Annotated in this window: 9 protein-coding genes; 7 read left to right on the forward strand and 2 right to left on the reverse strand. The window is 57.5% G+C overall.

Annotated elements, in window-relative coordinates:
• Positions 1-8 precede the first annotated feature (8 nt).
• Positions 9-1,769: an RNA polymerase sigma factor RpoD gene (locus CVU69_05885; GenBank protein PKN12893.1), complete on the forward strand. Its 1,761-nt coding sequence runs from the start codon at positions 9-11 to the stop codon at positions 1,767-1,769.
• 54 nt (positions 1,770-1,823) lie between these two features.
• Complete coding sequence (locus tag CVU69_05890; GenBank protein PKN12894.1) at positions 1,824-2,123, forward strand: HNH endonuclease; 300 nt, start codon at positions 1,824-1,826, stop codon at positions 2,121-2,123.
• Positions 2,124-2,253: 130 nt separating this feature from the next.
• On the opposite strand, the gene CVU69_05895 is transcribed toward CVU69_05890, so the two are convergent.
• Together CVU69_05895 and CVU69_05900 are read right to left on the reverse strand one after the other, a co-directional pair.
• On the reverse strand, positions 2,254-2,940 hold the full coding sequence (locus tag CVU69_05895) for a hypothetical protein (protein PKN12895.1): 687 nt from the start codon (positions 2,938-2,940) through the stop codon (positions 2,254-2,256).
• Between the two features lie 80 nt (positions 2,941-3,020).
• Positions 3,021-3,518 carry a ferritin gene (locus CVU69_05900; protein PKN12896.1) on the reverse strand — a complete coding sequence of 166 codons (498 nt, stop codon included), beginning with the start codon at positions 3,516-3,518 and terminating at the stop codon, positions 3,021-3,023.
• 180 nt (positions 3,519-3,698) lie between these two features.
• Here CVU69_05900 and CVU69_05905 point away from each other — a divergent pair, with 180 nt between their 5' ends.
• From CVU69_05905 to CVU69_05925, 5 genes are all read left to right on the forward strand, one after another.
• The gene (locus tag CVU69_05905; GenBank protein ID PKN12897.1) at positions 3,699-4,184 is read left to right on the forward strand and encodes a hypothetical protein; all 486 of its coding nucleotides are present in this window, start codon (positions 3,699-3,701) and stop codon (positions 4,182-4,184) included.
• Between the two features lie 132 nt (positions 4,185-4,316).
• Complete coding sequence (locus CVU69_05910; protein PKN12898.1) at positions 4,317-6,629, forward strand: cell division protein FtsK; 2,313 nt, start codon at positions 4,317-4,319, stop codon at positions 6,627-6,629.
• 236 nt (positions 6,630-6,865) lie between these two features.
• On the forward strand, positions 6,866-9,541 hold the full coding sequence (locus CVU69_05915) for a pyruvate, phosphate dikinase (GenBank protein ID PKN12899.1): 2,676 nt from the start codon (positions 6,866-6,868) through the stop codon (positions 9,539-9,541).
• Positions 9,542-9,651: 110 nt separating this feature from the next.
• Complete coding sequence (locus CVU69_05920) at positions 9,652-9,894, forward strand: hypothetical protein (GenBank protein ID PKN12900.1); 243 nt, start codon at positions 9,652-9,654, stop codon at positions 9,892-9,894.
• Positions 9,895-10,078: 184 nt separating this feature from the next.
• Positions 10,079-10,273 carry a hypothetical protein gene (locus CVU69_05925; protein ID PKN12901.1) on the forward strand — a complete coding sequence of 65 codons (195 nt, stop codon included), beginning with the start codon at positions 10,079-10,081 and terminating at the stop codon, positions 10,271-10,273.
• The last annotated feature ends 259 nt before the right edge of the window (positions 10,274-10,532 follow it).

Here is a 10,532-nt window from a genome sequence, read left to right on the forward strand (position 1 = left end):
ACTCACGGATGTCGAAGAAAAAAAACGGCAACATGGATGAAATGCAGCAGTTGATCGACCTCGGCAAAGAGAAGGGCTATCTGACTTACGAAGATGTCAACGATCTCCTCCCCGCCGACATGGTCTCTTCCGATCAGATTGACGATGTTATGAGCATGTTCGGCGACATGGACATCGAGGTGGTCGAAGGTGACCAGAAGATCTCGCTGAAAGATCCGGCGATTGGCGAAGAGGCCGTCGAGGAGGAAGAAGAGGAAGAGTCGGAGTTTGAAGCCGGCACCCTCGGCCGCACCAGCGACCCGGTCCGCATGTACCTGCGGGAAATGGGACAGGTCTCGCTCCTCACCCGGGAAGGGGAGGTCGAGATCGCCAAGCGCATTGAAGAGGGGGAGGTGATGGTGGCGAATGTCATTATCCGTACTCCTATCGCTTTCAAGGATATCATCTCCCTCGGCGATCGCCTCAACAAGGGGCTGACCACTGTTGCCGAGATCACCAAGGATTACGAAGAGGAAGAGGGTGCCGATGCGGAAGAACGGCACCGTCTGCGAATAGTCGATCTCATCGATCAGATTCGTGAACTCGATGCCCGACTGACGACGCTGCGTGACCGTGAGGCCGCCGAGGTTTCCAAAGAGGAAAAGAAGGCGAACGAGAAGGAGTGCAAAGAGCTCATCGCCCGCATGGGCGAAATGATGCGCAAGATCCGTCTCAAGGATTTTCAGGTAGCGAAGATCGTCGACCGCCTCAAAGATCTTGCCGAGCAGGTGAAGAAGGGGAAGAGCGAGGTCAAGGCTTGCGAAGCTGAGCTCAAACAACCGGAGAAGGAGATCAAGAAGCAGCTCCTGCGTTTGCGCAAAAGTGAAGGAGATGCGCTCAAGCTGTCCAGTGAGACGGGTGTGCCGATCGAGGTCTATCTCGCCGTGGAGAAGCGGCTGAAAGGGGCGGAGCGCAAGTTCAAGAAGGTCGAGGAAGAGACCGGCTTCGATCCGGAAGATCTCCTCGAATCGCTCAAGGAGTTACACAAGGGGGAATGGAAGGCGAAGAAAGCCAAGACGGAGCTGGTCGAGGCCAACCTGCGCCTGGTCGTCTCCATCGCCAAGAAATACACCAATCGCGGCCTGCAGTTCCTCGACCTGATTCAGGAAGGGAACATCGGCCTGATGAAGGCTGTCGATAAATTCGAATATCAGCGCGGCTACAAGTTCTCCACTTACGCCACCTGGTGGATTCGTCAGGCGATTACCCGCGCCATCGCCGATCAGGCGCGGACGATTCGTATCCCGGTGCACATGATCGAAACGATCAATAAACTGATCCGCACCAGCCGGCAGTTGGTGCAGGAGATCGGCCGCGAGCCGACGCCGGAAGAGATTGCCGAACGGATGGAGCTGCCGCTGGAGAAGGTGCGTCGTGTCCTCAAGATTGCCAAGGAGCCGATCTCTCTCGAAACGCCCATCGGTGAAGAAGAAGATTCCTCCCTCGGCGATTTCATCGAAGACAAGGGAGTCGTATCCCCTCTTGAAGCGGTGATCAAGTCAAATCTGTCAGAGCAGACCTCAAGGGTCCTCTCCACCCTGACGCCGCGCGAAGAGAAGGTGCTGCGCATGCGTTTCGGCATTGGCGAGAAATCGGATCACACTCTCGAAGAGGTCGGTCAGGACTTCGCTGTCACCCGCGAACGCATCCGCCAGATCGAGGCCAAGGCGCTGCGCAAACTGCGCCATCCAAGCCGCAGTAAGCGGCTGAAGAGTTTCGTCGAGATCTGATAAAAAATATAGGGGCGCAGCATGCTGCGCCCTTTTTTCGTACAAGGATGAAGGATGGATTTTTTTGCCGATGATGCCTATCTGCGCCGCGAACGGGACAAGGCGCGGGAGCTGCGCCAGAGCCAGTGGTGGAAAAACCGGATCGCCAAAGGCGTCTGTTACTACTGCGGGGCAGCAGTGCCAGCGAAGGAGTTGACCCTCGATCACATTGTCCCCCTGGTGCGCGGCGGGGCCAGCACGCGCGGCAACTGCGTCCCGGCCTGCAAGAGCTGTAATAGTAAGAAACAGTCGCTGCTGCCGATCGAGTGGGCGGAGTATCTGGCCGGGTTTGGGGAGAAGGCGGAAGAAGAGTGATAGTAAGACCTTGCCACCCCTGACCCCTCCTAAAATAGGAGGGGGATTTTAGGCTGTTAGCCCCCCCTCCTTACTTAAGGAGGACCCAGACTCCGGGCCTAAAGGGCTGGGGGTGGTCGGTTTATGCCTTTCACCCCAGCAGTCCCCGATCCGCAAGGCTGACGTAACGATTGCTGCCGATAATGATGTGATCAAGGACGCGTACCCCCATCAGTTCGCCGGCCTGGCGCAGGCGGGTGGTGATGTCGAGATCTTCGCGACTCGGTTCCGGGTCGCCGGAGGGGTGGTTATGGACGAAGAGGACCGCGGCGGCGGATTCGCGCACGACCGGCACAAAGACTTCGCGGGGATGGACGATGCTGGCGGTCAGACTCCCTTCGGAGATCTGCACATCGCGAATGAGGCGATTCTTGTTGTCGAGGAGGATGGCGATGAAGCGCTCCTTCTTGAGATCGCGCAGAAGTTCGTGGTAATGGTTGAAGACCTCGCGCGCTGTCGAAAAGGGTATTCCCGGCGTCAGGGTGGTGTCGCGAAAGCGCCGGCCGAGATGGAAGACTGCCTGGAGTTCGGCGGCTTTGGCCGGGCCGATTCCCTTAATTTCACAGAGTTCGGAGATGCTCGCCTGTGCCAGGGCGCGCAGCCCGCCGAAGCGGGTCAGGAGATGGCGGGCGTGGTCGAGGGCATTGCATTGGCTGGAAGCGTCACCGGTGCGCAAGACAAGAGCAAGGAGTTCGGCGTCACTGAGGGATTCCGCCCCTGACGCCAGAAGTTTTTCCCGTGGACGCTCCGCTTCCGGCCAGTCTTTGATTCGTTTCATATGTCCCCTCTCAGAAAAAACGGGAGAGGCGCTCATTTCGCGCTTCTCCCGTTTTATTCTCTTTGCCGTTAAGTTATCGACTATTCCCGGACAAAGATGTCGATATCGGTTTCATGTACCATCTTCATCAAGTGGGCATACTCCGATTCGATCAGGGCAAAATGATTTTCGGTCTCTTTGGCGAGACGCTCGAAGACCGCCCGCACAGAGGGGTCGACAATGCGGCTGGCAGTCAGGTAAAGGCTTTTAGCAAGCTCCTCCTCGTGGTTGAGAGCAAGTTCCATCGCCTTGCGTTCGTGCGCATTCTCGGCCAGAGCCTGATCGAGCTGGCGCATCGTTTTGAGGTCGACCTGCGGCTTGCTGACAAGAAAGTCGGCGAGGGAACCGTGCTCCATGCCACTATAGAACTTGAAGAGGTGGCCGACGTGCTCAGCTTCTTCCGCCGCCAGCTGTTCAAAGACTTTCTTGCCGCGGGGATTGCTGATAATGCTTGCAGCGTGTTTGTACAGATCCATGACATTCTTTTCTGTCTGAATGGCAAACTTCAGGGCATTCTGCATGTTGAATTCTTGCGGCATAAGTCTCTCCTGTAATTTGTTCAGAGTCGATGACAACAGTATTTTTACGTTAGCAGATGTTATTAAATTGTCAAATGAATTCAGTGCAAAGGCGGTTGACAAAGGTCGCAAAGATGATCACTCTGTGCCTTGGGGATAAGTCGTTCCTCCCGCTAAACTCTGACTTGCTGATGGTTTATTATGACTGCAACCTCCCAAAAACCGGAAGAAATTATTGTGGTTGCGGTGGCTCGCAACGGCATCATTGGTGCTGATGGCGCCATCCCCTGGCATTGTCCGGAGGATTTGCACTTGTTCCGTGCGATCACTCTCGGGGGGACGGTGATCATGGGGCGCCGGACTTATCAATCCATCGGCCATCCACTGGCCGGCCGCCGCAATATCGTCGTCAGTTCAACTCTGCAGGAACAAGTCGGAATTACGGTCGTTCGATCCTTTGCTGCCGCAGTGACCACCGCCCTTGCCGCATTAGCGTCGATCTATTACTGCGGCGGGGCGCAAATCTATGCCCAGGCCCTTGACCGGGCTGATGCGATTTATCTGTCACGGATGAATGCGGATGCCGACGGCGACGTCTCCTTTCCGGATATTGACCCCCTGATCTGGCAGGTAGTGCAGGAGGAGCGCTTTGCCGACTTTGTGCATCTTTGTTATCGTCGCAAATGAGCAGAACACGGGATCGCCTGTTCGGGATAATTGCCTTTTTCCCCTGTTTTTGGTAGACAAAGCCATGCAGATTTTTTTAGTACTCCAGCCCCTGCCATCTTTTAAACATGAACATCCTGCGAGCTGACCGGAATGAGTGAAAAAGCAAAGACCACCCCGCCCGCCACCATCCTTCAAGATCCCCTGCACAAGGAGATCGCCGGGGTTCTTCTCGGAGCTTGCGGTATCTATCTGGCGCTGACTCTTTTCAGTCATCACGGCGGCGATCCGACGATGAATAATAACGTTCAGCCGTTGGCGATCGGCAACCTCGGCGGCCAATTTGGCGCTTACCTGAGTGATATCCTTTATCAGTCTTTCGGTTTTGCCGCCCTGCTGATTCCCGCCGGTTTTCTTGCCGTGGCCTGGCGCTTCCTTCGTTTTCGTGATGTGCACTTCCCACTGTGGCGCATCGGCGCCTACCTTCTGCTCCTTTTCAGCCTCGATGGTCTGCTTGCCCTCTTTCTGTCTCGGGTCGAGCTCTTTGGCGAAACAATCGGTGAAGCCGGCGGTTTGATCGGGCGGATTCTTGCCGACGATTTTTTTGTCCCGCTCCTCGGACGCGGCGGCGCTTTTCTCATCCTTTTTCCGCTCTTTCTCGTCGCCTGCATCCTGTCGTCCCGTTTCTCCTTTGTCCTCTTTTTTCAGGGGCGTCTGCAAGAGTTCAAATTTCTCCTGGCACAGCGCCGTGAGCAGTCCCGGGCGGTCAAGGAGCTCGCGGCCCGGGAAAATAATGCAACGCTGCAGGAAGGACCGCGGATTACGCCACCCCGTCCTGTTTACGTCGAGCCGCCGACCAAAGCCGCCAAGCGCAAGAAAGAGGCGGCTGAGGCGCCGGTGCAGGAAGTCTTTACCTTCCTGGAAGCGTGCGGCACCTATCATCTCCCCCCCCTCTCCCTCCTTGATCATGAAGGGGAGGCGAGCAAGCCGGTCGATCGCGAAGCGCTCCTCGCCAATGCCCGTATCCTTGAAACCAAGTTTGCCGACTTCAATGTTGCCGGCGAGGTCACCGAGGTCAAGCCCGGTCCGGTCGTGACCATGTACGAATTCGCCCCGGCGCCGGGAGTCAAGGTCAACCGCATCTCCAACCTTTCCGATGATCTCTCCATGGCACTGCGCGCGCTGTCGATCCGCATCGTCGCACCGATTCCCGGTCGAGGCGTTGTCGGTATCGAAATCCCCAACCGGGAGAGGGAGACGGTCTGGCTCAAAGATATCTTCTCCTCCGAAGAGTTTCAGAAGAACGGCGGCCGTCTGCCGCTGGCGCTGGGCAAGGATATCTTCGGCAGTACCGTCGTTGCCGACCTGTCGCGCATGCCGCACGTCCTCGTTGCCGGTTCAACCGGCAGTGGTAAGTCGGTCTCGATTAATACCATGGTCCTCTCCCTCCTTTACCGCGCCAAGCCGGAGGATGTGCGGATCATCATGGTCGACCCGAAGATGCTCGAACTCTCCATCTACGAAGGGATCCCCCACCTCCTGTTGCCGGTCGTCACCAACCCGAAGAAGGCGGTCCTTGCCCTGGCCTGGGCGGTGCGGGAGATGGAGCGGCGCTACCGCCTTCTCTCCGACAAGAAGGTGCGGGATATTGCCGGTTACAACAGGAAGATTGCCAAAGAGGTTGACGATACCGCTGCCGCCCTGGCCCGCGGCGAGGTGGTGATTGATCTGGTTGAACCGGCGTACGGTCTCGATGAAGAGTTGCCGATCGTTTCGCCGCTGGAAGGGGAGGTTCTTGAACACGGCCATCTCCCTTATATTGTCGTCATCGTTGATGAACTCGCCGACCTGATGATGGTCGCCGGCCGCGATATCGAGGAGTCGATCGCCCGCCTCGCCCAGATGGCGCGTGCCGCCGGCATTCATCTTATCCTCGCCACCCAGCGGCCGAGTGTCGACGTCATCACCGGCCTGATCAAGGCGAACTTCCCGACCCGTATCTCCTTCAAGGTCTTTTCCCGCATCGATTCCCGCACCATCCTCGATCAGATGGGGGCGGAAAATCTCCTCGGCATGGGCGATATGCTTTACCTGCCACCGGGGACCGGCGCTCTGCAGCGGGTGCACGGCGCCTTTGTCTCCGAGATCGAAGTGCAGCGTGTTGTCGAGTTTCTCAAGAAGCAGGGGGAGCCGGTCTACGACAAGTCGATCCTCGAAGCGCCGCCGAGCAGTGATGGCGGCAGCGATGGCGGCAGTGACGGTTACGATGAAAAATGGGATGAAGCGATCGCCGTCGTCGCCGATACCCGCCAGGCCTCGGGTTCGATGTTGCAGCGTCGTCTCGGCGTCGGTTACAACCGGGCGATGAAGATGATTGAGCGGATGGAGCAGGAAGGGATCGTCGGTCCGTCGATGGGGAACAGCAAGCCGCGTGAAGTCTTTATCAGCAAGATGACGAAGGACTAGGTTTATGGAGACTGGCACCGCGGGTGTTTGTCCCCATTCTGCTTCAAGTCCCCCTGATTCCTGCACAAAAATTCACCCTGCCTTTACGGATTAAATTCTAAGTAAAATTGAGGTGTTGCGGAAAAAATAAAGTTGCCATTTCAAATATTTTCCTCCTATAATCCCCGCGTTACAATTCCTCTGGTATCCTTTTGCTTTCATTCCATTAAGATCAACAACGATAAGGAGATTTGCGCATGGCCACGAAGTATGTCTATTTCTTTGGCAACGGTGAAGCGGATGGCCGGGGAGAGATGAAGAATCTTCTCGGCGGTAAGGGGGCAAATCTGGCGGAGATGACCGCCATCGGCCTGCCGGTCCCCCCGGGCTTTACCCTCAGCACCGAAGTCTGTACCGCCTATTACAAGAATGAGCGCAACTATCCTGCCTGCCTCCCAGAGGAAGTGACGGCGAATCTGCGGAAGGTTGAAGCCCTCATCGGCAACCGTTTCGGTGATCCCGCCAATCCTCTCCTGGTCTCGGTCCGTTCCGGCGCCCGCGCTTCGATGCCGGGGATGATGGATACCATCCTCAATCTCGGCCTCAATGATGCCACGGTGCAGGGCGTCATTGCCAAGAGCGGTGATGCCCGCTTTGCTTATGATGCCTACCGTCGCTTCGTACAGATGTACTCCGACGTTGTCCTCGGTGTGAAGAAGGATATCTTTGAGCATCAGATGGACGAGGCTAAAGCCAAGCGCGGCGTCAAGCTCGATACCGACCTCACCGCCGACGATCTGCGTGAACTCGTCGCCACCTTTAAAGCGACGGTGCTGCAGCAGACCGGCAAACCCTTCCCCGACGATCCCTCCGAACAGCTCTGGGGCGCCATCGGCGCCGTCTTCGGTTCATGGATGAACCAGCGCGCCATTACCTACCGCCGCCTTAACAATATCCCGGCCGACTGGGGGACCGCCGTCAGCGTTCAGGCGATGGTCTTCGGTAATATGGGGGATGACTGCGCCACCGGCGTTGCCTTTACCCGCAACCCCTCCACCGGCGAGAAGATCTTCTACGGCGAGTTCCTCGTCAATGCCCAGGGGGAGGATGTCGTCGCCGGCATTCGCACTCCGCAGCCGGTGAACAAAGCCGAGGGGGATGGCGTCCTCCCTTCTCTGGAAGAGGTCATGCCTGCCTGTTATGCGCAGCTCCTCGGCATTCAGGAGATCCTCGAAAAACATTATCGCGACATGCAGGATATTGAGTTCACCATTGAAAAAGGGAAGCTCTACATGTTGCAGACCCGTAACGGCAAGCGGACCGCGACCGCAGCGGTGCGCGTTGCTGTCGAGATGGTCAAAGAAGGGCTGATCAGCGAGAAGGAAGCGGTCCTGCGTGTGGCGCCGGAGCAGCTTGACCAGCTCCTTCACCCCTCTCTTGATCCAAAAGCAAAGAAAGAGATCATCGCCAAGGGGCTCCCCGCCTCCCCCGGTGCTGCCAGCGGTGAAGTCGTCTTCTCGGCCGATGAAGCCGAAGCCGCCGCCAAGCTCAACCGCAAGGTGATCCTCGTCCGCGTCGAGACCAGCCCCGAGGATATCCACGGCATGCACGCCGCCCAAGGGATTCTCACTGCCCGCGGCGGCATGACCAGCCATGCGGCGGTCGTCGCCCGCGGCATGGGCAAGTGCTGTGTTGCCGGCTGCAGCGAGATCAAGGTTGATTACAAGGCGCAGAGCTTTGTCGCTCGTGACGGAGTTGTCATTAAGAAAGGGGATGTCATCACCCTTGACGGCAGCGCTGGCGAAGTCATTAAAGGGGCGGTGGCGACGGTACAGACCGGCCTCTCCGGCGCTTTTGGCGAACTGATGGTCTGGGCTGACAGCTTCCGCCGCCTCAAGGTCCGCACCAACGCTGACACCCCGCACGATGCCAAAGTCGCTCGTGAGTTCGGCGCCGAAGGGATCGGCCTTTGCCGTACCGAGCACATGTTCTTTGAAGCTGACCGGATCATGGCGGTGCGCGAGATGATCCTTGCTGCCGATCTCGACGGCCGCAAACTCGCCCTTGCCAAGATCTTGCCGATGCAGAAGGGGGATTTCCTCGGTATCTTCCGCGAGATGAAGGGGCTGCCGGTGACGATCCGGCTCCTCGACCCGCCGCTGCACGAGTTCCTCCCCCACACCGATAGCGAAATCGAAGGCCTGGCCAAGTCGATGCAAGTCTCGGTCGCCACCCTCAAGCACAAGGTTGAATCGCTCCACGAATTCAACCCGATGCTCGGTCATCGCGGCTGCCGCCTCGGCATCACCTATCCGGAAATCTACGACATGCAGGTGCAGGCGATTATGGAAGCCGCCTGCGAACTGATCAAGAACGAGGGGTATAGCATCGTCCCCGAGATCATGATTCCTCTGGTGTCCCATGTCAAAGAGCTGGCAGTGCTGCGTGCCAACGCCATCCGCGTCTGTGACGACGTCATCGCCCGCTACGGGGTCAAAGTTGAGTATTTGATCGGCACGATGATTGAGCTCCCCCGTGCCGCCCTCACTGCCGACCAGATTGCCACCGAAGCGGAGTTCTTTTCCTTCGGTACCAACGATCTCACCCAGACTACCTACGGACTGTCCCGTGACGACGCCGGAAAGTTTCTCCCCTTCTATGTCGAGAAGGATCTCTTTGAGGATGATCCCTTTATCGCCCTCGATCAGAGTGGCGTCGGCCAGCTCGTTGAGATGGGCTGCGTCCGCGGCCGCGCCACCCGCCCCGACATCAAGCTCGGCATCTGCGGCGAGCATGGCGGCGAGCCTTCCAGCGTCATCTTCTGCCACAAGATCGGCCTCGACTATGTCTCCTGCTCCCCCTTCCGGGTCCCCATCGCCCGTTTGGCGGCCGCCCACGCTGCCCTGGGCGGCAGTGAGGACCGGACAAAATAATCTCTTTCCCGGAGGAACAAAACGCCCCGAGAGCTTGTCTGTCGGGGCGTTTTGCTGTACATTTAATGGCAGAATTTTTAATCAAAAGTGAGCAAGATAAGGAGTCTGTCATGTCGACCAAAAACGATAACACAACGACAATCGTCGCTTTTTTTGCCGGTGCCGTGATTGGTGCGGCTGCCGGGCTGCTGCTGGCCCCGACCTCAGGGCGGGAACTGCGCGGACAACTCGCCGAGTTGGGCGAAGATCCCGCCGATAAAGTCAAGCGCCTGGCCCGCGAAGCAAAATTCCGGCTCTCGCCCAAGAGCAAGTGTCCTGACTATAAGTATGATGGTGGTGATGCCTGGGTATAGGCGGCGCCAGAACACCTTCTGTCTGACAGATGGAACGAAGATTATACAGGGCGGCCGATCAGGCCGCCCTGAGTTGTTTCAGTCTCCGCCTTGCTTGTCGGCGCAGGTCGATTATACTGTGAGGGAGCAGTCGTCAGCGTGGCGGCGGCGAGGCAGGTTGGAAACCTTATGGCAGGAGGCAGCGATGATTCGGGTCAAGACGTTTGGTGAGCCGCTGGCGCCCTTCAAGGCGCAGATGGAATTGAAGGAGCTCGATGCACGGGTTAATGATTTTATCCGCGATAATCAGGTCAAGAAGGTGATCTCGATCAGTGACGCGGCGACGACCGAGGAGGGTTCGACGATCGGGCTGGTACGGGTGATGGTTTACGAGGATTGAGTTGTTGGTTTTTGTGGTTTCGAATTGGAGAGAAGAGGAGCGGGGCTGCTTTCGTGAGGGAGCAGCCCCGCTCTTTTTGAGTTTTTCAAAAAGATCTCTAAGTGTGCATAAGTGCAGCCCGGCCACTTTTCGGCCAGGTCACAGTCAGCATCAGCGAATTGTGAGGGTGTAAAAAACTTTGTGTAAATGGTCATCGTCGGTTACAACCCGTAACCACTGGAGGAACCGATGGCCATACCGAAAGACGTGCTCGACTGCC

The sequence above is a fragment of the Deltaproteobacteria bacterium HGW-Deltaproteobacteria-4 genome, from assembly GCA_002841765.1.
GTDB lineage: Bacteria > Desulfobacterota > Desulfuromonadia > Desulfuromonadales > UBA2197 > UBA2197.

What these genes read in the sequence shown, in the direction of transcription:
- CVU69_05885 (PKN12893.1), top strand. Translation starts at nt 9, where the DNA reads ATGTCGAAGAAAAAAAACGGCAACATGGATGAAATGCAGCAGTTGATC.
- CVU69_05890 (PKN12894.1), top strand. Translation starts at nt 1,824, where the DNA reads ATGGATTTTTTTGCCGATGATGCCTATCTGCGCCGCGAACGGGACAAG.
- CVU69_05895 (PKN12895.1), bottom strand. Translation starts at nt 2,940, where the DNA reads ATGAAACGAATCAAAGACTGGCCGGAAGCGGAGCGTCCACGGGAAAAA.
- CVU69_05900 (PKN12896.1), bottom strand. Translation starts at nt 3,518, where the DNA reads ATGCCGCAAGAATTCAACATGCAGAATGCCCTGAAGTTTGCCATTCAG.
- CVU69_05905 (PKN12897.1), top strand. Translation starts at nt 3,699, where the DNA reads ATGACTGCAACCTCCCAAAAACCGGAAGAAATTATTGTGGTTGCGGTG.
- CVU69_05910 (PKN12898.1), top strand. Translation starts at nt 4,317, where the DNA reads ATGAGTGAAAAAGCAAAGACCACCCCGCCCGCCACCATCCTTCAAGAT.
- CVU69_05915 (PKN12899.1), top strand. Translation starts at nt 6,866, where the DNA reads ATGGCCACGAAGTATGTCTATTTCTTTGGCAACGGTGAAGCGGATGGC.
- CVU69_05920 (PKN12900.1), top strand. Translation starts at nt 9,652, where the DNA reads ATGTCGACCAAAAACGATAACACAACGACAATCGTCGCTTTTTTTGCC.
- CVU69_05925 (PKN12901.1), top strand. Translation starts at nt 10,079, where the DNA reads ATGATTCGGGTCAAGACGTTTGGTGAGCCGCTGGCGCCCTTCAAGGCG.